This window comes from Salinisphaera sp. T31B1, assembly GCF_040361275.1.
Taxonomy (GTDB): domain Bacteria; phylum Pseudomonadota; class Gammaproteobacteria; order Nevskiales; family Salinisphaeraceae; genus Salinisphaera.
This window is the reverse complement of sequence record NZ_APNH01000001.1, coordinates 866,525-889,234: the sequence shown is the minus strand read 5'-3', so window position 1 is coordinate 889,234 and position 22,710 is coordinate 866,525. Positions and strand designations below refer to the sequence as shown.

18 protein-coding genes and 1 pseudogene are annotated in these 22,710 nt (G+C 64.9%); 7 read left to right on the top strand and 12 right to left on the bottom strand.

Annotated elements, in window-relative coordinates; translation table 11 throughout:
- Nucleotides 1-116: 116 nt before the first annotated feature.
- The 7 genes from T31B1_RS04095 to T31B1_RS04065 form a co-directional block, all read right to left on the bottom strand.
- Nucleotides 117-1,799, bottom strand: a complete 1,683-nt coding sequence (locus tag T31B1_RS04095) for an AMP-binding protein (protein WP_353248180.1) — start codon at nt 1,797-1,799, stop codon at nt 117-119.
- An 88-nt stretch (nt 1,800-1,887) separates the two neighbouring features.
- Nucleotides 1,888-2,799 (bottom strand): 3-hydroxyisobutyrate dehydrogenase, encoded by a 912-nt coding sequence (gene mmsB, locus T31B1_RS04090; protein WP_353248179.1) that lies wholly within the window; start codon nt 2,797-2,799, stop codon nt 1,888-1,890.
- Entirely contained in the window at nt 2,800-3,954 is a 1,155-nt protein-coding gene (locus tag T31B1_RS04085) for an enoyl-CoA hydratase/isomerase family protein (protein ID WP_353248178.1), read from the bottom strand. It abuts the gene before it with no gap.
- Between the two features lie 3 nt (nt 3,955-3,957).
- Complete coding sequence (locus T31B1_RS04080) at nt 3,958-4,731, bottom strand: enoyl-CoA hydratase (protein ID WP_353248177.1); 774 nt, start codon at nt 4,729-4,731, stop codon at nt 3,958-3,960.
- Entirely contained in the window at nt 4,728-5,888 is a 1,161-nt protein-coding gene (locus T31B1_RS04075; RefSeq protein ID WP_353248176.1) for an acyl-CoA dehydrogenase family protein, read from the bottom strand. The genes T31B1_RS04080 and T31B1_RS04075 overlap by 4 nt, the downstream gene beginning before the upstream one ends.
- Nucleotides 5,889-5,928: 40 nt before the next feature.
- Nucleotides 5,929-7,455 carry a CoA-acylating methylmalonate-semialdehyde dehydrogenase gene (locus tag T31B1_RS04070; protein ID WP_353248175.1) on the bottom strand — a complete coding sequence of 509 codons (1,527 nt, stop codon included), beginning with the start codon at nt 7,453-7,455 and terminating at the stop codon, nt 5,929-5,931.
- Nucleotides 7,456-7,575: 120 nt separating this feature from the next.
- The gene (locus T31B1_RS04065; protein WP_353248174.1) at nt 7,576-8,802 is read right to left on the bottom strand and encodes an ABC transporter substrate-binding protein; all 1,227 of its coding nucleotides are present in this window, start codon (nt 8,800-8,802) and stop codon (nt 7,576-7,578) included.
- Between the two features lie 586 nt (nt 8,803-9,388).
- On the opposite strand from T31B1_RS04065, the gene T31B1_RS04060 reads away from it, so the two are divergent.
- Nucleotides 9,389-10,168: an enoyl-CoA hydratase gene (locus T31B1_RS04060; RefSeq protein ID WP_353248173.1), complete on the top strand. Its 780-nt coding sequence runs from the start codon at nt 9,389-9,391 to the stop codon at nt 10,166-10,168.
- A gap of 22 nt (nt 10,169-10,190) precedes the next feature.
- The gene (locus tag T31B1_RS04055; RefSeq protein WP_353248172.1) at nt 10,191-11,834 is read left to right on the top strand and encodes an alkaline phosphatase family protein; all 1,644 of its coding nucleotides are present in this window, start codon (nt 10,191-10,193) and stop codon (nt 11,832-11,834) included.
- 3 nt (nt 11,835-11,837) lie between these two features.
- Here T31B1_RS04055 and T31B1_RS04050 read toward each other — a convergent pair whose 3' ends face one another.
- The gene (locus T31B1_RS04050; RefSeq protein WP_353248171.1) at nt 11,838-12,236 is read right to left on the bottom strand and encodes a hypothetical protein; all 399 of its coding nucleotides are present in this window, start codon (nt 12,234-12,236) and stop codon (nt 11,838-11,840) included.
- A 25-nt stretch (nt 12,237-12,261) separates the two neighbouring features.
- Nucleotides 12,262-15,711, bottom strand: coding sequence for a pyruvate carboxylase (locus T31B1_RS04045; protein ID WP_353248170.1), 3,450 nt, complete (start codon nt 15,709-15,711; stop codon nt 12,262-12,264).
- Between the two features lie 329 nt (nt 15,712-16,040).
- Between T31B1_RS04045 and T31B1_RS04040 the strand changes: the two are divergent.
- The 5 genes and pseudogenes from T31B1_RS04040 to T31B1_RS04020 form a co-directional block, all read left to right on the top strand.
- Nucleotides 16,041-16,289 (top strand): annotated as a pseudogene (locus T31B1_RS04040) (ArsR family transcriptional regulator); the annotation flags it as partial.
- A 153-nt stretch (nt 16,290-16,442) separates the two neighbouring features.
- Nucleotides 16,443-16,799: a hypothetical protein gene (locus T31B1_RS04035; protein WP_353248743.1), complete on the top strand. Its 357-nt coding sequence runs from the start codon at nt 16,443-16,445 to the stop codon at nt 16,797-16,799.
- A 145-nt stretch (nt 16,800-16,944) separates the two neighbouring features.
- Complete coding sequence (locus T31B1_RS04030) at nt 16,945-17,592, top strand: ABC transporter ATP-binding protein (protein WP_353248169.1); 648 nt, start codon at nt 16,945-16,947, stop codon at nt 17,590-17,592.
- Nucleotides 17,589-18,890 (top strand): ABC transporter permease, encoded by a 1,302-nt coding sequence (locus T31B1_RS04025; RefSeq protein ID WP_353248168.1) that lies wholly within the window; start codon nt 17,589-17,591, stop codon nt 18,888-18,890. Before T31B1_RS04030 ends, T31B1_RS04025 begins: the two co-directional genes overlap by 4 nt.
- Entirely contained in the window at nt 18,887-19,684 is a 798-nt protein-coding gene (locus T31B1_RS04020; RefSeq protein ID WP_353248167.1) for a DUF3299 domain-containing protein, read from the top strand. The genes T31B1_RS04025 and T31B1_RS04020 overlap by 4 nt, the downstream gene beginning before the upstream one ends.
- 157 nt (nt 19,685-19,841) lie before the next feature.
- Here T31B1_RS04020 and T31B1_RS04015 read toward each other — a convergent pair whose 3' ends face one another.
- The 3 genes from T31B1_RS04015 to zigA all read right to left on the bottom strand — a co-directional run bounded on the left by T31B1_RS04015 (nt 19,842) and on the right by zigA (nt 22,685).
- Nucleotides 19,842-20,066, bottom strand: coding sequence for a class I SAM-dependent methyltransferase (locus T31B1_RS04015; RefSeq protein WP_353248166.1), 225 nt, complete (start codon nt 20,064-20,066; stop codon nt 19,842-19,844).
- A gap of 66 nt (nt 20,067-20,132) precedes the next feature.
- A complete protein-coding gene (locus T31B1_RS04010; protein WP_353248165.1) occupies nt 20,133-21,362 on the bottom strand; it encodes a CobW family GTP-binding protein in 1,230 nt (409 codons plus the stop codon).
- Between the two features lie 120 nt (nt 21,363-21,482).
- A complete protein-coding gene (gene zigA / locus T31B1_RS04005) occupies nt 21,483-22,685 on the bottom strand; it encodes a zinc metallochaperone GTPase ZigA (RefSeq protein ID WP_353248164.1) in 1,203 nt (400 codons plus the stop codon).
- Nucleotides 22,686-22,710 lie beyond the last annotated feature (25 nt).

The window sequence follows — 22,710 nt, the reverse complement described above, 5'->3', positions numbered from 1 at the left end:
GACCGAGGGCGCCCGAGGCTGACGGCCCGGCGTTCGGGTTCGGGCGCCCGCCAACGCCCAAGAGCGCGTGCGATGCCGCCTATGGGCGCGGCATCACGCAGCCCGTTCCAGCCGAGCTAGACCTTCAATTCGGGGAAATCGCTCTCCGCGTACGCATGTTCGCCGTGCTCGTTGCCGGCTGCATGGGCACGCAGTTCGACCCGCCGAATCTTGCCCGAGATGGTCTTGGGCAGCTCGGCGAATTCGAGTTCGCGGATACGGGCATAGGGTGCGAGCCGCTGCCGGGAAAACTCGAACAGGGCCTTGGCGCTCTCGCGCGACGGCTCGAATCCTCGACGCAACACGACATAGGCCTTGGGCACGCTGAGCTTCATGTCATCGGGAGCCGGCACGACCGCGGCCTCGGCCACTGATTCATGCTCGATGAGGATCGATTCGAGTTCGAACGGGCTGATGCGGTAATCCGACGACTTGAACACGTCGTCGGCACGTCCGACGTACCAGAAATAGCCTTCGGAGTCGCGGCTGGCTACGTCGCCAGTGCGATAGTAGCCGTCACGCATGGCGGCCTTCATGCGCTCGGGATCGTCGCGATATTCAGCCATCAGTCCGAGCGGACGGACATCACGGATGTCGATGGCGATCTCGCCTTCGTCGTGTTCCTGATCGAACGGGTCGAGCAGCGCGATACGGTAGCCGGGCAGCGGTCGCCCCATCGAGCCGGATTTCATCGCCTGGCCCGGCGGATTGCCGATCTGGGCAGTGGTCTCGGTCTGTCCGTAGCCGTCGCGGATCTTGAGCCCCCACAGGCGTTCCACGCGGGCGATGACCTCGGGGTTGAGCGGCTCGCCGGCTCCCACCAGGCTACGCAGCCTGACGTCGTACGCGGCCAGGTCTTCCTGGATGAGCAGCCGCCAGACCGTGGGCGGCGCACACAGGCTCGTCACGCCCTTGTCGGCAATCACCGACAACACCTCCGGAGCGGAAAACCGTGCGCTTCGATACACGAACACCGTACAGCCGGCATCCCAGGGCGCGAACAGATTCGACCACGCGTGCTTGGCCCAGCCGGGCGAGCTGATATTGAAATGCACGTCGTCCGGCTGCAGACCGAGCCAGTACATGGTCGACAGTGAACCGACCGGGTAGCTCTGATGCGTATGCTGCACCAGCTTCGGTTTGGACGTCGTGCCGGAGGTGAAATACAGCAGCATGGGATCGTTGGCGTGGGTCACGCCGCGGGCTTCGAACTCGGTCTCGGCGTGGTAGGCATCGTCGAAGACCAGCCAGTCGCCCGCCGGCTCGCCGACCACGATCCGGGTCAGCCCGCCGGCCACGCCCTCGAACTTGGCCACGTGCTCGTCGGCGGCCACGATATGTGTCACGCCGCCGCGAGACAGCCGGTCGCCGAGGTCGTTCTGCGACAGCAGAGTGGTAGCCGGAATGACGACGGCGCCGAGTTTGATGGCCGCGAGCATGGTCTCCCACAGCGGGGCGACGTTGTCGAGCATGACCAGCATCGTATCGCCGCGTTCGACACCGCTGGCGCGCAGGAAATTGGCCACCTGGTTGGAACGCTGGCGCATCTGCTCGAAGCTGCACTTGGTCTCGCTGCCGTCGGCGTCGACCAGCCACAGGGCCGTCTTGTCGTTGTCCGCGGCGTAGTCGTCGAACCAGTCCAACGCCCAGTTGAACTGCTCCAGCTGCGGCCAGCGGAAGTCCTCATAGGCGCGCGTATAGTCCTCGCGCCGCTCCAGCAGCATCTGCCGCGCGGCCTTGAATGCGTCGATCGATTGCATGCGCTGTGCTCCTCAAGCCCGGCCATACGGTGTGTCGGCACGAGCCAGTCGTTGCGTCGTATACCGGCCCGACAGGCCGGTGCGGATATCAGTGTTCCTGCATTCCGTGCAGCAACTCGAGGATGCTCGAGAAGTCGCGCGCGCCGGCCCCGGAGCGGCTATGGATCGAATACAGGCTGCGGGCCATGGAGCCCAGCGGCGTCGCGACCCCGTTCTTGAGGCTCGAATCCATCGCCAGGCCCAGGTCCTTGAGCATCAGATCGACGCCGAAACCGGGTTTGTAGTCGTTGGACGCCGGCGCATTGTCCATGACGCCCGGGTAGGGGTTATAGACGTTGAGTGCCCAATTGCCGCCCGAGGCATTCTTCATGATCTCCGAGATCACGCTCGGATCGAGCCCGTTGGCCACCGCCAGATTGATGGCCTCCGATGTGCCGGTCATGAGAATGCCGAGCAGCATGTTGTTGCACATCTTGCCGACCTGGCCGGCACCGGCTTCGCCGGCGTGGAAGACGTTCTTGCCCATGACGTCCAGCAATGGCCGCACCCGTTCCAGGCCGGCCGCGTCACCGCCGACCATGAAGGTCAGTCCGCCGGCCTTGGCGCCGTTGACGCCCCCGGACACCGGCGCGTCGAGCATGGTCAGGCCACGCTCGCCTGCCCGTGCGGCGACCAGACGGGCCGTCTCGGCATCGATGGTGCTGCAATCGACAAGCAAAGTGTCGGCGCCGGCGGCGGCGAGAATGCCCTGGCCGGCGTCGTCGGCATCGAGATAGAGCTCGCGTACATGCTTGCCGGCGGGCAGCATCGAGAACACGATCTCGGCGTCGGCCACCGCGTCGACCGCACTGTCGGCGCGTCGTGCGCCCTGATCCACGGCCTCGCCCATGGCGGACTCGACCCGGTCGAATACGGTCAGGCTGTAGCCGGCGGCGATCAGGTTGGCGGCCATGGGCGCGCCCATGTTACCCAGCCCGATGAATGCGACGTTGGCGCTCATCTATGGTCTCCCGTCATGGTTGAGATCGCCCAGAGGATGCCGGCCGTTGTAGTCGGATGGCAGCCGGAAATGGGCATCGATATCGTCGGCCTGCACGTCGGCCAGTTCGGCCGGCTGCCAGGCGGGTTGCTTGTCCTTGTCCACCAGCAGTGCGCGGATGCCCTCGGCCAGATCCGGTCGCCGGGTGCAGGCCACGGCCATGGCATAGTCGGCCTGCAGCACCTGCTCGATGGACATCCGCGGGTCGCCGTCCAGCTGCCGGTGCACCACGGCCATCGACAGCGGCGAGGCGCCGGCGACCGCACGCACGCCGTGTTCGAACAGCGCCGCATGCTCTGCGGCCGCCTGTAGCCGCTCGATGAACGAGGCCACGTCCGGTGCAGCGGCGATACCGGCGATCGCGGACTGGTGTGCGAACAGCGGCGACTCGGCGCAGGCGGTCTGCAGCGCCTGCGCATCGCCGAAGTCGCGCAGGCAATCGGCCAGCGCGGCATCGTCAGCCGCGCGTACGCCCGTCCAGCGAAGCCCGGTCAAGGCATCGAAGACAGGCTCGCGATCCTCCGAGCAGAGCAGGTAGTCGCCCATGTTCAGCCACAAGGCATCGCCCGCGTTCATAGGCGTGGTCGTCAGACCGAGGAAACGCCCGATTCCGGCCGGCATACGCCCGAGAAACCAGCGCGCGCCGACGTCGGGAAACAAACCGATCGTGACCTCGGGCATGGCGATCCGGCTCGCCTTGGTGACCACGCGGTGGGAAGCGCCGGCCATCAGGCCGAGTCCGCCGCCCATGACAATACCGTGGCCCCAGCACAGCACCGGCTTGGGAAACCGGTGGATCGTGTGATCGAGTCGATATTCGGCGGCGAAGAACGCTTCAGCAGTTGGACTGGGCGCCCCGTCGGCGTCCTTCATCGCCTGGTACAGCCCGATGACGTCGCCGCCGGCACAGAACGCCCGCTCGCCGCTGCCATACAGGACCACACAGGCGATATCGTCACGTGCAGCCCAGCGCTCCATCTGCGGCTGCAGCGCATCGATCATCGTCTTGGATAGTGAGTTGAGCGCCTTCTCGGCGTTCAGGCGTGCAAAAGCCACCCGCCGGCCGCCCGGGCATTCACGTTCGTCGAAGACGATGCTGTCGGTGTTATCGGCCATGGGCTATTTCCAGACCGGCTCGCGTTTGTCGAAGAAGGCGGCCACGCCCTCCTTGGGATCGTCGCCCTCGAACAGCGTCGAGAACGCCTCGATCTCGCGTGCATGGCCGGTCTCCAGTGCCTGCAGGCGGGCACTGTCGATCAGGCGCTTGCTGGCGGCGACCGCACGCGGGCTCTGGCGTGCAAGCTTGTCGGCCAGGCCGAGTGCGGTGTCGTAGGCCTGCCCCTTGGCCACGACCTCTTCAACCAGCCGGATACGCAGCGCCGTCTGGGCATCGACCTGCTCGCCGCACAGAATCATGCGTTTGGCCCAGCCTTCGCCGACCAGCCAGGGCAGGCGCTGCGTGCCACCGCCACAGGGCAACAGGCCCACACGCGCTTCGGGCAGCCCGAGCAGTGCGTGCTCTTCACAGATCCGGATATCACAGGCCAGCGCGAATTCCAGGCCGGCACCAAGACAATAACCATTGATCGCGGCCACGGTCAGACCACGGAAACGCGCCAGCCGAGCAGCGGCCGCGGCCAACAGACGGCCGAGTTCACGGGCGCCGGCACGATCGGCTCCGACGAACATGTGCAGGTCATCGCCGGCCGAGAAAAAGGCATCCCCGGCGCCAGTCATCACGATCGCATCGACGCTGCGATCCTGCTCGAGACGCGCGAGCTGGCTGTCGAGCCCGGCCAGCGCGGTCACAGAGAACGTGTTGGCCGGCGGACAGTCCAGCGTCAGCACGGCCACGCGCCCGACTTTCTCGATCTTCGGTTCGCTGTCACTCATCGCAGATTGTCTCCGTTGTCGTCTGCCAGCACCCGACGGGCAATGATCAGACGCATGATCTCGTTGGTACCTTCCAGTATTTGGTGCACGCGCACGTCGCGGACGTGCCGCTCCAGCGGATACTCACGGATATAGCCGTAGCCGCCGTGAATCTGCAGCGCGGCGTTGCAGATGTCGAAACACTGATCGGTCGCCAGACGCTTGGCCATGGCACAAAAGGTCGTCGCCTCGTCGTGGCCCTGGTCGAGCCGCGTGGCGGCCAGCCAGACCATCTGGCGCGCGGCAATCAGCTCGGTCGCCATATCGGCCAGCTTGAACTGCAGCGCCTGGAACTCGGCCAGCGGCCGGCCGAACTGGCGGCGCTCGCTCATATAGCGCCGGGCCGCGTCGAGCGCGGCTTGGGCGGTACCAAGCGAACAGGCAGCGATATTGATCCGCCCGCCATCCAGCCCCTTCATGGCGATTGAGAACCCCTGACCCTCATCGCCCAGCCGGTTGGTCGCCGCCACGCGCACGCCCTCGAAGGTGATCGTGCGCGTGGCCTGGCTGTTCCAGCCCATCTTGGGTTCCTTGCGCCCGTAGCTGATGCCCGGCGCATCGGCGGGCACGACAAAGGTGCTGATCCCGGAGGGCCCCGCATCGCCGGTGCGTGCCATCACCACCAGCACGTCGGTATCGCCCGCCCCGGAGATGAAGCACTTGCTGCCATCGAGCACGTAATCATCGCCGTCGGCGACCGCGCGTGTCTTGAGCGACCCCGCATCCGAGCCGGCACCCGGCTCGGTCAGACAATAGGACGCCAGCTTCTCGCCGGCCGCGAGTTCGCCGCACCAGGTCTCGCGTACCGCGTCGCCGCCAAAGGCCGCGATCATCCAGGTCGCCATGTTGTGGATGCTGATATAAGCCGCGGTAGAGGTGCAGCCGCCAGCCAGGGCCTCGAAGATCATGGCGCTGTCGAGCCGTGCCAAGCCCAGTCCGCCGTATGCCTCCGGGGTATACAGACCACAGAACCCAAGCTCACCGGCCTGCCCGATCACCTCGCGCGGAAAGATCGCTTCGGCATCCCATTGCGCGGCATGCGGGGCGAGCGCCGAGCGGGCGAAGTCCTGCGCCGCCCCGCGCAGGGCGATCTGGGTGTCGTCGAGATCGAAATTCATGGGCCAGCCGTAATCATGTGAGTCCGCGCCGAGAACAGGCCTACTTCATGCTGATGGTCATGTTCGGGCCCTCGGGCACGTCCGCTTCCGGCCAGCGCGACAGCACGGTTCGCGTTTCTGTATAGAAACGCACCGCCTGCTTGCCGTAGGCGTGCAAATCGCCGAAGAACGAACGCTTGGAGCCCGTGAACGAGAAATACGGCGCCGGCACCGGAATCGGCACGTTGATACCGACCTGCCCGACCTCGGTCTCGTGCTGATACTTGCGTGCCGCTGCGCCCGACTTGGTGAAGATCGACGTGCCGTTGCCGTAGGGGCTGGAATTGACCAGCTCGATCGCCTCTTCCAAGGTATCGACATGCATTACGCACAGCGCCGGACCGAAGATCTCTTCGTTGTAGATCCTCATGTCGGTAGTGACATTGTCGAACAACGTCGGGCCGATCCAGTTGCCATCCGGGTAACCCTCGACGGTAGCCTCTGAACCGTCGAGCAACACATCGGCGCCTTCGGCGGCCGCGCCCTGAATAAGCTCACGCACCCGATCGCGGGATTTGCGATTGATCAACGGTCCATAGGCGGCGCTCTCGTCGCCCGGCGCGCCGGGTCGAATAGCGGCCAGCGCCGTCTTGATGTCGTCGACCCATTCGCGGGTGGATTCGCCCACCAGCACCGCCACCGAGATCGCCATGCAACGTTGACCGGCCGCACCGCAGGACGAACCCACCAGACTGGAGACCACCTGGTCGCGGTCGGCGTCGGGCATGACCACCATATGGTTCTTGGCGCCGGCCATCGCCTGGACGCGCTTGAGGTTGTGAGTGCCGCGACGATAGACATGCTCTGCCACCGGCACCGAGCCAACGAACGACACGGCCTTGATATCCGGGTGGTCGAGCAGGAAATCGACCTGCCGCTTGTCACCATGAAGAACCTGTAGCAGACCTTTCGGAAAACCGGCTTCGGCGAACAGCTCGGTCAGCATGGTCGGGGTGAGCGGATCCTGCTCCGAGGGCTTGAGAATGAACGCATTGCCACAGACCACGGCCAGCGGATACATCCACAGCGGGATCATCGCCGGGAAGTTGAACGGCGTGATGCCGGCACAGACCCCGATCGGATGCACGTAGCTGTGGGTGTCGATGTTCCGGGCCACGTTCTCGGTCGTCTCGCCCATCATGTGCGTGGTCATGCCACACCCGTGTTCGACCACCTCGATGCCGCGCCAGACATCGCCCATGGCATCGGCGAAGGTCTTGCCGGTTTCCTCGGACAGCACGCGCGCGATCGCTTCCTGATGGGTCTTGAGCAGGGCCTGATACTTGAACAGATAACGCACGCGCTCGATGGTGGGCACATGACGCCACTCGACGAACGCGGCCTTGGCCGATTCGACCGCCCGCTGCATCTCGGCTTCGGTGGCCACCGGCACCTGGGCGATGACCTCCTGCGTGGCCGGGTTGTTCAGTTCGATCCAGTCGTCGCTGGTGCTGTCGACGAATTCACCGTCGATGAACAAGGGCACCCGTCCGTTGCTGCGAATACGCTCGATCTGCTTGTCGCTCATGAAGACCTACTCTCGAAAAGAACACGTGCCGCTCGGGCGGCACGGCTGTGAGTTGAACATCGTCTGGAATAGAAAAAGCGCCGGCACACGCAGGTGCGCGTACCGGCGCCCGCACAACAACTACTGAACCGCCGCGCAGCCGGAATCGGCCAGCGAGGGATACGCCTGGTCACCCGGAATGGTGCGCTCCAGGGTCACCAGATCCCAGCGGCTCTTGGACTCCGACGGCTCCTTGGCCTTGAGCAGGTACATGTCATGAACCAGCAGGCCGTCGTCGCGGATCTCGCCGCCCTTGGCAAAGAAATCGTCGATCGGCTTGTTGCCGATCGCCTTGCGAACGGCATCGCTTTCATCGGTTCCGGCGGCCTTGACCGCGTTCAGATAGGCCATGGTTCCCGAGTAGAGCGCGGCATGCGGAAACGTCGGCGTGGTGCCGCCGTTGTCGTAATAGCGCTGGGTCCATTTGCGCGAGGCGTCATCGCCGTCCCAGTACCAGCCGGAGGTGAACTGCAGGCCGGCCGCGGTATCCAGGCCGAGGCTCTCGATGTCCGACAGCAGCACCAGCATGCCGGCCAGCTGCTGGCCCCCGGCGACGATGCCGAACTCGTTGGCCTGCTTGACCGAGTTGATGGTGTCGGTACCGGCATTGGCCAAACCGATCACCTGCGCGCCCGAACCCTGGGCCTGCAGCAGATAGGAAGAGAAGTCGTTGGTATTCAGCGGCGCCCGGACTGAGCCGACCACGCTGCCGCCGAGTTCCTTGACCACGTCAGAGGTATTGGCCTCCAAGGCCTGGCCGAAGGCGTAATCAGCGGTGATGAAAAACCATTTCTTGCCGCCGTTCTTGACGATGGCGGTGGCCGTGCCGACCGGCAGCGCGTGGGTATCGTAGCCGTAGTGGATACCGTACGGGGTACAGGCCTTGCCCGTGAGTTCGGACGTCGCCGAGCCCGTATTGATCGTGATGATTCCCTTGGCCGAGGCCAGCTGCTGAACGGCCAGACCGACCGCACTGTTGGTCAGATCCATGATCAGATCGACATTCTCGCGGTCAATCCATTCGCGCGACTTCGCCGACGCGATATCGGCCTTGTTCTGATGGTCGGCGGAGATGACCTCGATCGGCTTGCCCAGCACCTCGCCGCCGAAATCCTTGACCGCCATCTTCACCGCGGCCACCGCCCCGTTACCGGAAAAGCCGGTGGAATACACACCCGACATATCCCCCATGACGCCGATCTTGACACTCCCGTCCGCGTTGCCCGCGGCCTGAGCGGCACCGGCGGCGAGCAGCACACTGCCCGCAGCCAGCGAGATCGCCGAGCGCCATATACCGTTTGTGTTCATCTCCTCTCCTTTTCCGTTGTTTGACAACACCATGCAGCAGGCGATCGACAACGGCCCATTGGACATTGGTATCAGCGCAGGATCATCCACCCTCTGCGCTTACTGGCCAATACAACTATCGTCGATGCCACGTCTTGGCACCCATCCGATAAGGACACTCGAAGCGCGGACGCGGATTCGATCTGCAACGCGGCACCAAACAACACGTTTACGGCCGCCGGGCGCGTCCGGCTTGTTTGGCATTCGGTCCCGGTTCCCACGAACCGATGTCCATTCGTTTCGTTGAAGCCGATGCGGGCCGCGACATACCGCGGTCGCATGACACGTGCGTACGCGTTGTCCGCCGCGAGCCCGGCCGAGCCTTTTTGTCCGTTCCCGCGCACGGCCGGGTATGGCTCGATGGCCGATCCGTGTCCTGTATGGGGTACCGACCGGCCGACGAGCGCGCCAGGCCTCGCCGCGGCAACCCGCGCCGCCAAGGCCTCGGCAGACTGGGCCGCGGCGTCCCGGGGCCGCTAAGATGGGTCGGCCGCGCGGCCGGCCCGACGAAATGCGTCGGCTCCGATTTCCTACCTGGGTACCTCCCATGACCGATTCACTTGCTCACTTTGACCATGCCCGGCTGGCCTGCGACGAGCGCGGTGTCTATACGCTGACGATTACCGATGCGAAGTCGCTCAATATTCTGGGTACGCCGGTGATCGCGAGCCTGATCGACGCGCTGCGCTGGCTGGCCGCACGCAACGATATCCGAGCGCTGGTCCTGCGCGGCAGCGGCGAACGCGCATTCGTTGCCGGGGCCGATATCCATGAAATGGCCGCGCTCGATCCGCAGCGCGCGCGTGTGTTCATCACCGGCGTGCGCGAACTGTGTTGTGCGGTCCAGGCAATGCCCGTGCCCACCGTCGCTCGTATACCCGGCTATTGTCTGGGCGCCGGTCTCGAGCTGGCCGCTTCCTGCGATATACGCCTGGCTTCCACGAATGCGGTCTTCGGCATGCCGGAGGTCCGCGTGGGGCTGCCGTCGGTGGTCCAGGCCGCCCTGTTACCGGGGCTGATCGGCCAGGGTGCTACGAACTGGCTGCTGCTGACCGGCGAGAACGTGGATGCAGAACAGGCGCTGGCCTGGAGACTGGTCGAGTTTCTCAGCGAACCCGATGCGCTGGATGCGACGGTCGAGGCCACGGTCGGGCCCATCGTGGCCAGCGGGCCGCGGGCCATACGCTCGCAGAAACAGCTGTTGCGCTATTGGCAGCATGCCAGCCCGACCGCTGCGATGGATCGCAGCGTCGACCATTTCGGCGCCGCCTTCACCGAGGATGAGCCGGCGCGCTACATGGCGCCGTTCATCAAGCGACGCGCGTGAGTCCGATCCGGTCCGGGCCGCGATGATCGGGCCACGCCAGGAGACCTATCTGCACACGGGCCGGGTGCTGCTGGGCGTGATACTGCTGTGGGCAGCGCTGGCGATGCCCGACCGGCTGGCCGCGCTCACCGCGACCCCGAGCGTGCCCGGGCTGCCGGTCGAGCTATGTATCGCGCTCGCCGTGCTCTGTATCGCGCCGTATCGACTGCTGGCCCCGGCAGCCGGTCTGATCGTGGTGCTGGTCGCCCTGGTCACTGCAATCAAGCTGGCCGATATCGCGACGTTCGCGGCCTTCAACCGAGCCTTCAATCCGCTGCTCGACCATCAGCTGCCGGGCTTTGGCTGGAACGTGCTGTCCACGTCGATCGGTACGCCGCTGGCCGTGCTGAGCGTCGTCGCCGTGCTGACGGTCTGGCTTGTCGTGATGGCGCTCATCGGCTGGGCGCTGGCCGGTCTGCGCGTCTGGCCGGGCCCGACACGAGGCGCCATCGCCGGTCTGTGCCTGGTCGCGATCGTCGTGTCAGCGATCATCCGGACCAGCGCGCCAGGCGCGGCGCCGCTCGAGTTTCAGGCCACCCGGCTGGTAGTCGACCGCACGGTGTCAGTGATCCGCGCGGCACGCGATCTTCATGAGTTCCGCCAGGCATTGGCCAAAGAGGGCTCAGCGCATCCGCCGGATACGCTGTTGGCCGGACTGGCCGGCCATGATGTGCTGCTGGTGTTCGTCGAATCCTACGGTCGTACCGTATTCGAGCGTCCGCTGTATGCCCAAACGATCGGTGCCCGGCTGAGCGCATTCGAGGGACAGATCGCGGCCGCGGGGTTTGACGCGCGCAGCGGCTGGCTGCGCTCGCCGACCGCTGGCGGCCAGAGCTGGCTGGCCCACGGCACGCTCCTGTCCGGGTTATGGATCGACAATCAACCTCGCTACGAAGCACTCGTGGACAGCGAACGGGTATCGCTGAACCGCCAGTTCGCGCGCGCCGGCTGGCGCACGGCCGCGGTCATGCCCGCGATCACCCGCGACTGGCCGCAAGCACGCTGGTTCGGCTACGACCGGCTCTACGATTCACGCAACCTCGGGTATGCCGGCCCACCCTTCAACTGGGTGACGATGCCCGACCAGTACACCCTGGCCGCCCTGGATCGACGCCTGCTCGCGCCAGGTCACGACCGCCCGGTGATGATCGAGACCGCGCTGATCTCCAGCCATGCGCCGTGGACACCGATTCCGCCCCTGATCGACTGGCAACAGGTGGGCGACGGCGCCGTTTTCGACGAATACGCCCGGGCAGGCGACCCGCCCGAGGTGGTCTGGCAGGATGCCGATCGCGTACGCCGCCAGTACCGCAAGGCGATCGACTATTCACTGGCCACGCTCGCCTCGTTCATCACCGAACGCGCACGCGACGATCTGGTGATCATCGTACTCGGCGATCATCAGCCGGCGCCGTTGATCACCGGCGCCGAAGCCACGCGCGATGTGCCGATGCATATCATCGCGCGCGACCCGGCCGTACTCGCGGCTATCGATGCCTGGCATTGGGGTCTCGGCATGACGCCGCCGCCCGACCTCGCGGTCTGGCCGATGGATGCGTTCTACGAACGCTTTCTCATTGCCTTCAGCCAGTCGCCCCATGCGCTCGACGAGACGTCGACGCCATGAGGCTTACCCGCCGATTCGCGTGAGCTGCGCCAGTGTCGGCGGATCAAGCGTGGCCACGCCCGCGCGCCCCTTGTTCTGTGCCTTGAGTCGGCGCTGGCTACCGTCGGCGAACACAAACCGCAGCGCACGTGTCATACCCGCCCGACCGATATGCAACGCGCTGATACGCTCGTATGGCACGGGCTGGCCGTCGGCGATGCCGCCCAGCAACGGCCGCCGATAGAACACCACGGCCTGTTCGGTCACAGCCACGAACCAGCTCTTGATCAGCAGCCCCGCCAGCGGCCCGATCACCAGACACAACCAGAATCGCGGCATCTGTACGGCCTGGAACACGCCGATCAGACGGTCGCCGGCGGCCAGGCGTTTGCGGGCATGGGCCTGTATATCGGTTCGAGTCATGTGCTCCGGGTCATGTGGAGAAACGTCAGGCCGGGGCCATCGTCACCAACAGATCGCCGGCCGCCACGGTCGTGCCACTGCCCACCTGGATCTCGGCGATACGGCCGTCGCGGGGCGCGGAGATGGTGGTCTCCATCTTCATCGCCTCCAGGCCCAGCAGCGCTTCGCCGGACTTGACCTCCTGGCCGGCCTGGACCGCCACGTGCACGACCATGCCGGGCATCGGCGCGCCGACGTGATCGGGATTGGCCTTGTCTGCCTTGGGATGCGCCTCAAGCGCATCGCTGTCGGCGCGCGCGATCCGCACCGGCCGCTGCTGGCCGTTGAGTTCGAAGAACAGCTTGACCAGCCCTTCCTCGTCGGCCTCAGCCTGCCCCTGCAAACTGATGACCAGTCGCTTTCCCGCCTCCAGGTCGACATGGGTTTCCTCTTCGCCGCGCAGGCCGTAGAAGAACACCTGGGTCGACAGACCACTGACTTCGCCATAGCGCGAACGGTGCTCGACGAAATCGCCGAAGACCTTCGGGTACATCAGATGCGAAGCCAGATCGGCATCGCTCAGGTCATAGCCCAGCTTTTCGGACGCAGCCGCGCGCTCGGCGTTAAGGTCGACGGCGTCGAGCAGCGCGCCCGGGCGATCGGTAAGCGGTGCTTCGCCGCGCAATACCTTGTCCTGCAGGGCACGAGGAAAGCCGTCGGCCGGAAAGCCCAGCTCGCCCTTGAACAGGGCGACCACCGAATCCGGAAAGTCGATATCCACGTCCGGGTCGGCGATCTCTTCGGCCGTCCGGTCATTGGACACCATATGCAGCGCCAGATCGCCGACCACCTTGGAGGTCGGCGTGACCTTGACGATATCGCCGAACAGCTGGTTCACCTCTGCGTAGGCCTTGGCGATCTGCGGCCAGCGATCCGCCAGGCCGAGCGCGCGTGCCTGTTCACGCAGATTGGTGTACTGACCGCCGGGCATCTCGTGACGATAGACGTCCGATGTGCCCGCCTTGATGTTGGCTTCGAAAGGCGCGTAATAGCTGCGCACGCCTTCCCAGTAATCGGACAGCTGCTGCATGGCCTCGCGATCCAGGCCCGGATCCCGCTCGCTGTGCTCCAGCGCGGCGGCAATCGAGCCCAGATTCGGCTGCGAGGTCAATCCGCTCATGGAGTCCAGCGCGCCGTCGACCGCATCCACCCCGGCATCGATGGCCGACAACAGCGTGGAGGCAGCGATGCCCGAGGTGTCATGGGTATGGAAGTGGATCGGCAGGCCGACCTCCTGCTTGAGCACACGAACCAGTTCGTGGGCTGCCCGTGGCCGACAGATACCGGCCATGTCCTTGATGCCCAGCACATGGGCGCCGGCCGCCTCCAGCGCCTTGGCCTTGTCGACGTAGTACTTGAGGTTGTACTTGGGCCGGGCGTCGTCGAACAGATCGCCGGTGTAGCAGATCGTACCCTCGCAGACCGCGCCGGATTCGATGACTGCGTCCATGGCCACACGCATGTTCTCGACCCAGTTGAGCGAATCGAACACGCGGAAGATATCGATGCCGTTGGCCGCCGCCTGCTGTACGAAATAGCGAACGACGTTGTCGGGATAGTTGGTATAGCCGACCGCGTTGGACGCGCGCAGCAGCATCTGTAGCGGAACGTTGGGCGCGGCCTCGCGGATCAAATGCAGCCGCTCCCAGGGGTCTTCCTTGAGAAACCGCATGGCCACATCGAAGGTCGCCCCGCCCCAGCATTCGAGCGATAACAGCCCCGGCAGCATGCGCGCGTAATGCGGAGCGACAGCGGCGATATCGCGGGTGCGCATACGGGTGGCCAGCAGCGACTGGTGGGCGTCGCGCATGGTCGTGTCGGTCAGCAGTACGCGGTCCTGTTCGCGCATCCACTGGCCGAAGGCGGCCGGGCCGCGCTCGAGCAATTCGTCGCGCAGGCCGCGTGGCACCGCCGTGCTCAGATCGATCCGGGGCAACGGCGCATCGGCGAACACGGTGTCGGGCACGGTCCGGCCGGCCATTTCCGGGTGGCCGTTGACGGTCACGTCGCCGATATAGCGCAACAGGCGCGTAGCGCGGTCACGCCGGGCCTCGAACTGGAACAGCTCGGGCGTGGTATCGATGAACCGGGTGGTGTATTCGCCAGCTACGAACTGCGGATGGCCGATGACGTTCTCAAGAAACTGGAGATTGGTCGACAGCCCACGAATACGGAATTCGCGCAGGGCCCGGTCCATGCGCGCGATGGTGGCATCGACCGTACGTGCCCAGGTCGTGACCTTGACCAGCAGCGAGTCATAGAACGGCGTGATCACCGCGCCCGTGTACGCCGTGCCGCCGTCCAGGCGCACGCCGAAGCCGGCACAGCTGCGATAGGCGGTGAGCCGGCCGTGATCGGGGGCGAAACCGTTGTCCGGATCCTCGGTGGTCACCCGGCACTGCAGCGCATGGCCGTCGATATGAATATCGTCCTGGGCCGGCAGTGCATCGTCGGCGCCGATGGCCGCGCCTTCGGCGATCCGGATCTGGGCGCGTACGATATCCACGCCCGTGATCTCTTCGGTCACCGTATGTTCGACCTGTATACGCGGGTTGACCTCGATGAAGTAGTACTGGCCGGAGTCGACGTCGAGCAGGAACTCCACCGTGCCCGCGCCGACATAGCCGACGTCGTCGCACAGCCGCAGTGCCGCGGCGCACAGGCCCTGGCGCGTGTCTTCGTCCAGATAAGGGGCCGGCGCACGCTCGACCACTTTCTGGTTGCGCCGCTGTACCGAACAATCGCGCTCGAACAGATGTACGACGTTGCCGTGCGTGTCGCCCAGCACCTGAACCTCGACATGCCGGGCGCGTTCGATGAGTTTCTCGAGATAGACCGCGTCGTTGCCAAAGGCCGAACCGGCCTCGTGGCGTGCGGTCTCCACCTCGCCGAGCAGCTTGTCGGCATCCTCGACCCGACGCATGCCGCGTCCGCCGCCGCCCCAGCTGGCCTTGATCATCAGCGGATAGCCGAGCTCGTCGGCGATCTTGACGATGGCCTCGTCGTCATCCGGCAGCACCTCCGAGGCGGGGATGACGGGCACGTTCGTGCGCTGGGCGGCGTGCCGCGCCGAGACCTTGTCGCCGAACGCCTCGAGCACTTCTGCGGGCGGCCCGATGAAGGCGATGCCTGCGGCCTTGCAGGCGCGTGCCAGTTCGGGATTCTCCGCCAGAAAGCCATAGCCGGGATGAATCGCATCGACACCGGCATTGCGGGCGATATCGATGATCGCCTCGATATCCAGATAGGCCGCGATCGGCTTGGCACCCACGCCCACCAGATAGCTCTCGTCGGCCTTGAACCGGTGCAGCGCAAACCGGTCCTCGTGGGCATAGATGGCGACCGTACGAATCGCCATTTCGTTGGCCGCACGCATGACACGGATAGCGATTTCGCCGCGATTGGCGACCAGAAGCTTACGTACCTGACTTGGCATGGACTCCCCGCAATACGGCATCGTCGCCAGAAAAACCGGCGCGCACCGCGATTAATGTTTAACTGAATACCGTATGCAGTTTAAAGCATGTCGCAGCGACCGTCCGCTCGAATGCCGGAACGAGACAGACAGTTCGACGGAACGTCCCGCGATGTCGGCGGCGATCGCGCTCTTTAACGGCCAGCCTTCATATCCTTCAGGGCGGACAAGCCGTGCTCGAATAACGAGTGACGCCGGCCAGGCGGCCACCTGTAGCGAGCCGCCAACACTTGCACAGCGCTGAGGGTTCGCTCTATCATTTCATCAATTCATGCAATGATGTAAATCAAATGACTGTCATCCAGAGTGCAGCATGCGATCACCATGTCGATCCCGCGCCTGCCAGCCTGCCGGTCGACGCCGATCTTTCGTTGGCCGCCGGCATGTTCAAAGCGCTGGCAGACCCGGATCGGCTGCAATTGCTTGTCCGCCTTGCCGGCGGTGAGATCTGTGTCACCGAGTTGGCAGCGCTCGAGGATCAGAAAGTCACGACGATATCGGCGCGGTTGAAGTTGTTGCTCACCGCCCGGTTGGTCGAGCGTCGCCGCGAGGCCAAGCACATGTACTACCGGCTGACCGACGACCATGTCTTGCAGCTGGTCGTCGCAGCCCTCGAGCATTCAACCGAGGCGACGAGCTCGCGCCGATCGAGTGCGCGAACGACACATCACCCTTCCAATCAGGAGACTCACATGACCGAATGCAGTCACGACCAGCACCAGCCCCATCCGCATACGCACGGCCCGGAATGCGAACACACCGGGGTGCGTCACGGCGACCACGTCGATTATCTGCACGATGGGCATCTGCACCATCCACACAAAGATCATGTCGATGAGCACGTGATCGAGATATCGGCGCAGAATCCGGACGAATGCACGCCGACGCATGATTGCGATGGCCATGACGCGTCGCATACACATGGCCCGGGTTGCGGCCACGAAGCCGTGCCGCACGGCGACCATATCGATTATCTCGTCGACGGCCACCTGCACCATCCCCACGGCGATCACTGCGACGATCACGGCCCGCTGGAAGTCGTGAACTAGGCCTCTCGCAGCAGGCAGCGATTGATGCCCGGGCGTCACGACGCCCGGGCCGGCCTGAAGCGTGCGTGGACCGCGTTCATCGAACGCGACTTTTCCAGCACGAGAATGTAACGTTATAGCATCTATAATCTGCACAGAATCCTAGATGCTTTGCGCCCGCGATATCGTCCACTGTTATGCCCGCGAGCCGGTGATACGACTTCCGCAGCTCAAGGTTGCCGCGGGTGAACAACTCGTTGTTCTCGGACCTTCAGGAAGCGGTAAGTCCACGCTGCTTCATCTGCTGGCCGGTGTACTGCTGCCCACACAGGGTGATATTCGCGTCCGCGAACAGCCGCTCGGCGGAATGAGCGAGGCCGTGCGCGATCGTTTTCGCGGACGTCATATCGGGCTGGTCTATCAGAATCTGCATCTGCTTGGCGCCTTATCGGTGGGCGATAACCTCGCACTGGCCCGCTATCTGGCCGGGCTGCCGCCCGATCCAAGCCGAATCACCGATACACTCGAGCGCGTCGGGCTTGCAGCGTACGAACCCTGCCTCCCGGCGCAGCTCAGTCGGGGCCAACGTCAGCGGGTTGCCCTGGCCCGTGCGCTTGTCAACGAGCCGAGTCTGATCCTGGCGGACGAGCCGACCTCAAGCCTCGACGATGCCAACGCCGCGCGCGTCGCCACTTTGCTTATCGAGCGTGCCGAAGCCGAGAGCGCCGCGCTTATCGTCACCACGCACGATCACCGACTCGCCGATCGCTTTAAACGCCGGCTGACGATCGGCACCGATGGCGTGGCGACATGAATCTCTGGCGACTCAGCCTGGCCTATCTGCGCCACCAGAAACTCACGGCCGGGTTGAATATTGCGCTGCTGGCGCTCGGCAGCGCCATTATCGTCGTGCTGCTACTGGCTTCGACGCAGCTCAAGAATAATCTCGTGCACGATGCAGGCGGCATCGATCTGGTAGTCGGCTCCAAGGGCTCTCCGCTGCAACTGATTCTGTCGAGCGTTTATCACGTGGACGCACCCACCGGAAACATCGACCTGGCCGAGGCGCGCCGATGGTCGCGGCATCGCCTGGTCGATGGCGCAGTACCGGTGGCGCTCGGCGACAGTGTGCAGGGCTACCGAATCGTAGGTACCACGCCCGATTATGTCGCGCTATACGACGCCAAACCGGCCGCTGGTCGTCTATGGACGGCGCCGATGGAAGCGGTGCTGGGTGCACAGGTGGCCGCCGCCACGGGACTGACACCGGGCGATACTTTCGCAGGCGTACACGGCTTCGCCGCCAGCGGTCATGTCCACGAGGACTCGCTCTACCATGTGGTCGGCGTGCTCGCGCCGACCCATAGCGTGATCGACCGGCTGGCCTTGACCGATGTACGCAGCGTCTGGGCGCTGCACCGCGCCCATGACCATGACCATGACCATAACCACGAGCACGAGCACGAGCACGAGCACGAGCACGAAGAGCCTGCCGATCGTGCGACAAATGCCGTAACCGGCGACACACCGATGCCCTCGATCATGGACGCCGATTTTCCGGCGACGGGTCGTCAGATCACCGCTTTGCTATTGCTGTCTGATTCACCACTGGCCAGTCTGACGCTGCCGCGCCTGATCAACCGTGTGTCAAGCCTCCAGGCCGCGGCGCCCGTAGCAGAGATCACGCGCCTGCTTGGCCTGATCGGCTTCGGCCTGGATACGCTGGCCGCCTTTGCCGGGCTGATGATCGCAGCGGCCGCCCTGAGCGTATTCGTTGCCCTGTACAACGCGTTACGGGCGCGACGCGTCGATCTGGCAATCATGCGTTCGCTGGGCGCCTCGCGTGGACAACTGTTGCGCCACATCCTGCTCGAAGGCCAGATGCTCGCGCTAGGCGGGGTTTCGCTCGGCCTGCTGATCGGACATCTGGTAACCGAAGGACTTGGCTTATGGCTCGAAGATGCACAATTGTTTCGCCTGACCGGCTGGGCCTGGCAGCCCGCCGAATGGTGGCTGCTGAGCCTTGCAATCGGCGTCGGGTTGCTGGCCGCGCTGTTGCCGGCGATCCAGGCCTATCGCGTGGACATAGCGCACACGCTGGCCAGCGAATGAAACGCGCCGCGCGGCGGCTCGCAGGTGCGCTGGGCCTGGCGCTGCTGATGGGCACGCAAACGGTCCTGGCAGACACGCCGGCCTCGATCGAGTTGATCTACGAGCAGCTCGCTCCGACAGACGGTGCACCAGTGATTCCGGCCATTCAGAACGACGTCGTCTATCTCGCCGCCGAGGTACGCGATGCCGACGGCGACCTGCTCGACGGCGTGCCGATCACGTTGCGTTCGATCAACAACAATCGGCGCGTCGGCCCGACACCGTTCACCCGCGACGGCGGCTATACCGATATCACCCTGGTCGCCCGTTCGCTGGGCCGCGACACGCTCACGATAACGGCAGGGCCGGTCTCCACGAAGATCGACCTCGATGTTCGCGCGGCTGCAACCGTCGACGAATATGCCGCTACGTTAGACGGCACGGATGCGATCGACGGGATTCTCGGCTGGGCTACGCTGATGCAGGCAAATCTCGACTACGACGAGACGTTTCGCGTATCGGCGACTTACCCGCCCGCCCTGCGAGCACATTTCGGCGATACCGTGCGGTTGGCTGGTTACATGCTGCCGATCCAGATGTCGGCAGAACAGACCCGCTTCATTCTCTCCGCCAATCCACCGGTGTGCTTCTTTCACTTGCCCGGCGGCCCGGCGACCGTCGTCGACGTACACAGTGTGCAGGCCACGGAAATGACCTGGGAGCCGATCGTGGTCGAAGGGCGTCTCGCCGGTGAAACACAATCGGACGACGGCCTGCTCTACCGCCTGACCGATGCGCGGGTGATCCGCCGCTGAATAGACACCGTGGTCGCATCACGCGTGGGTGGCGTTACGAGCCAGGCCTACCCGGCTTTCCTGCCCCTCTCGATTCTCCGAACGAGGCCGGCTGGAACGCCTCGCCCCATACCCGCCTAAAACGAACCCGATGGCGATCAGCGTCAGCGCGACGGCTCTACCGCGGTGAAATACCAGCCGGGAACTCTTCGGCAAGGGCGATCAACTCCGTGCCAGTCCCGGCGCCGACGCAAAGCACGCGCGCATCGGCCGGGAGCTCGGAGAGGATGACGCCGGTCAGCAGATGCAGCACATCGCGTAGCGGTGCCAATCGGGACTGCAGCTGGTCGTAGCCCGACGCGCAGGTCTGATCGAAGAGCGCCTCGATACCGGTCGGTTTCATCGTCATCTCCTATACGGGCTGCTATCGAACATATCTATTCGAACAACCGGCCCCCATGGGCCGGGATCAGCGCCAGACCGGCCAGGGATCGGCCATGGCACGCCAGTGGTTCCAGCCGCCGGCCAGTTCCGCATCGGTGAGCAGGCAGTCGTCGAGGTCTCGTTCTAACGTCACCGGATCGAAATCAACGCCCAGGATCGCAACATGCTGGCGACGGTCGCCGTACAGCGGATGCCAGAGTTGGTTCAGGGCCTCGAGCAACTGGGGATCCTCGGGCGTGCACCCTCCCACCACATCGCTTGCCCACCAATAACCGAAGGGCTGGATGGCGACCGACGTACCGGCCTGCTGTATGTCGATTGCCCAGTCGGGCCGGCTGGCGATCCAGAACTGGCCGCGCGTGCGCAGCGTCCAGGGCCAGCCGTTGTCGAGCAATGTCATCAATCGCTCGGGGTGAAATGGCCGGCGGCGTTTATAAACGCAGCGAGACACCTGGTAGGCGTGGGTCGTCGGCAGAGTTTCTTCGAGGTAGCGCAACCAACCCGGGCCGTAATGAGCACGATCAACGCGTCCGAACAAGTCATCGGCGGCCATGCCCGATTCTTCGAGCTCGCCGAAACGCGTCTGGATTCGCTGCGCGCCGGGATTGAGCACCGTCGCTATATCGCAAACCTCACGCCTGAGCTGAGCGCTGGCGAGATCGGTCTTGTTGAGCACGATCGTATCGGCAGACTCGATCTGCAATGCCACGATGTTGGCCACGGTACGTTCGTCGGACGGCGGTATGCGGCGATCGCGCTCGACCAATGCCTGGGTACTGGCATAGTCGTCCTGCAGACGCGCACAGTCGAGCACGGTCACCACGCGCGCAACATCCAGAAGGTCGACCAGCGCATAGCCCGGCCGTTGCTGGCGTAATGCCGCGACCATCGTGGCCGGGTCCGCGGTCAGCCCCGCCTCGATGAACACACCATCGACGTCGCCGCTGTCCAGCGTGCGGAACAGCTCCTGGCACAGAACATCCTGGCGCGTATCGGTGATCGACTGGCTCAGGAACGCTTCGACAGAACCACGGACATGAAACGCCGTGGCACCGACGCCGCCCACGGCGTTTTCGGGCCGCGGGCTCGTATCAGCGATAATGGCGAATCGACGTTGGCCGTGGGCCTCTATCCATCGCTCGATCAGCGCTGTCTTGCCCGCCCCCGGGGCACCGCACACGATCGTCACCGGTATGGCGCGTCGTGGCGACGACGACAGTCGGCTCAATGCAGGCTGTCTGATTCGGGCAGGCATGATCATCACCTCGTGCTTATTGGTTCGGCAACGAAGATGTCCGCGCCTTCGGCTGCAGTTGGCTGGCATTCGCCACCGGCCTCGTCGCCACGCCCTGACGGTCCGGCTGGCGGCGCGATCTCAGGCAGCCGCAAGCTGCCAGACCGGAAACGGGTCCGGCAGGCGCTGCCAGGCCGCAGGGCCGGCCTCGCATTCGGCCTCGGTCAGCAGGCAGGCATCCAGCCGCGCCTCGATGTCCGCGCGATCCATGCGCAGCCCGATGATCACGATCTCCTGGCGCCGATCGCCCCAGGTCGCGTCCCACAGCTCGCGCACCGTGGCCCGGATCTCCGGGTCGGCCGGGCCATCGCCGGCCAGTTCGCTCGCCCACCACAGGCCGGCCGCCCGATGCGTGAGCGCACCGCCCGCCTGGGCAATCTCGCCCACGTAATCCGGCCGGCTTGCCAGCCAGAACAGGCCCTTGCTGCGCAGCACGCCCGGCCAGTTCTGGTGGAACAGTTCGAGCAGCCGCTGGGGATGAAACGGCCGCCGTCGGCGATAGACGAAACTGCTGATGCCGTATTCCTCGGTCTCGGGCGTATGCTCGCCGGCCAACTCGCGGACCCAGCCAGCCGATTGCGCGGCCCGGTCGAAATCGAAGCGGTTCGTGCCGACGATCTCGGCGACCGGCACGCGGCCCCGGGCCACCTCGAGCACTTGCGCCTTCGGGTTCAGCGCCGCGATCACGCCACGGGCATCGCGACGCTGGGCGTCGGTCGCGATATCGGTCTTGTTGAGCACGATGACGTCGGCGAACTCGATCTGGTCGACGAGCAGATCGACCACGGTGCGCTCGTCCTCTTCGCCCAGCGACTCACCGCGGTCGGCAATGAAATCCTCGCTGGCGTAGTCGGCCAGCAGCGCGGCGGCATCGACCACCGTGACCATGGTGTCCAGCCGCGCCACGTCGGTGAGCGAAAAACCGTCCTCGTCACGCACGGCAAAGGTAGCGGCCACCGGCATGGGCTCCGAGATGCCGGTGGATTCGATCAGCAGATAATCGAAGCGCGCCTCACGGGCCAAGCGCGTGACCTCGGCCAGCAGATCGTCGCGCAGGGTGCAGCAGATACAGCCGTTGGAGAATTCGACCAGCTTTTCGTCCACGCGCGAAAGGGCACCGGTATCGCGAATCTGGGCGGCATCGACGTTGATCTCGCTCATGTCGTTGACGATCACGGCCACGCGCAGGCCCTCGCGGTTGGCCAGCACGTGGTTGAGCAGCGTCGTCTTGCCGGCGCCGAGAAATCCGGACAGAACGGTCACGGGCAGTCGTGTGTCGCGCATTTTGAATCCTTGGAAAGCAGGTGGA

Coding starts and splice junctions, on each gene's coding strand:
- T31B1_RS04010 (WP_353248165.1), bottom strand. CDS start 21,362: ATGCCTGCCCGAATCAGACAGCCTGCATTGAGCCGACTGTCGTCGTCG.
- T31B1_RS04020 (WP_353248167.1), top strand. CDS start 18,887: ATGAAACGCGCCGCGCGGCGGCTCGCAGGTGCGCTGGGCCTGGCGCTG.
- T31B1_RS04080 (WP_353248177.1), bottom strand. CDS start 4,731: ATGAGTGACAGCGAACCGAAGATCGAGAAAGTCGGGCGCGTGGCCGTG.
- T31B1_RS04015 (WP_353248166.1), bottom strand. CDS start 20,066: ATGAAACCGACCGGTATCGAGGCGCTCTTCGATCAGACCTGCGCGTCG.
- T31B1_RS04075 (WP_353248176.1), bottom strand. CDS start 5,888: ATGAATTTCGATCTCGACGACACCCAGATCGCCCTGCGCGGGGCGGCG.
- T31B1_RS04050 (WP_353248171.1), bottom strand. CDS start 12,236: ATGACTCGAACCGATATACAGGCCCATGCCCGCAAACGCCTGGCCGCC.
- T31B1_RS04055 (WP_353248172.1), top strand. CDS start 10,191: ATGATCGGGCCACGCCAGGAGACCTATCTGCACACGGGCCGGGTGCTG.
- T31B1_RS04060 (WP_353248173.1), top strand. CDS start 9,389: ATGACCGATTCACTTGCTCACTTTGACCATGCCCGGCTGGCCTGCGAC.
- T31B1_RS04045 (WP_353248170.1), bottom strand. CDS start 15,711: ATGCCAAGTCAGGTACGTAAGCTTCTGGTCGCCAATCGCGGCGAAATC.
- T31B1_RS04030 (WP_353248169.1), top strand. CDS start 16,945: ATGCTTTGCGCCCGCGATATCGTCCACTGTTATGCCCGCGAGCCGGTG.
- T31B1_RS04095 (WP_353248180.1), bottom strand. CDS start 1,799: ATGCAATCGATCGACGCATTCAAGGCCGCGCGGCAGATGCTGCTGGAG.
- T31B1_RS04025 (WP_353248168.1), top strand. CDS start 17,589: ATGAATCTCTGGCGACTCAGCCTGGCCTATCTGCGCCACCAGAAACTC.
- T31B1_RS04070 (WP_353248175.1), bottom strand. CDS start 7,455: ATGAGCGACAAGCAGATCGAGCGTATTCGCAGCAACGGACGGGTGCCC.
- T31B1_RS04085 (WP_353248178.1), bottom strand. CDS start 3,954: ATGGCCGATAACACCGACAGCATCGTCTTCGACGAACGTGAATGCCCG.
- T31B1_RS04035 (WP_353248743.1), top strand. CDS start 16,443: ATGACCGAATGCAGTCACGACCAGCACCAGCCCCATCCGCATACGCAC.
- T31B1_RS04065 (WP_353248174.1), bottom strand. CDS start 8,802: ATGAACACAAACGGTATATGGCGCTCGGCGATCTCGCTGGCTGCGGGC.
- zigA (WP_353248164.1), bottom strand. CDS start 22,685: ATGCGCGACACACGACTGCCCGTGACCGTTCTGTCCGGATTTCTCGGC.
- mmsB (WP_353248179.1), bottom strand. CDS start 2,799: ATGAGCGCCAACGTCGCATTCATCGGGCTGGGTAACATGGGCGCGCCC.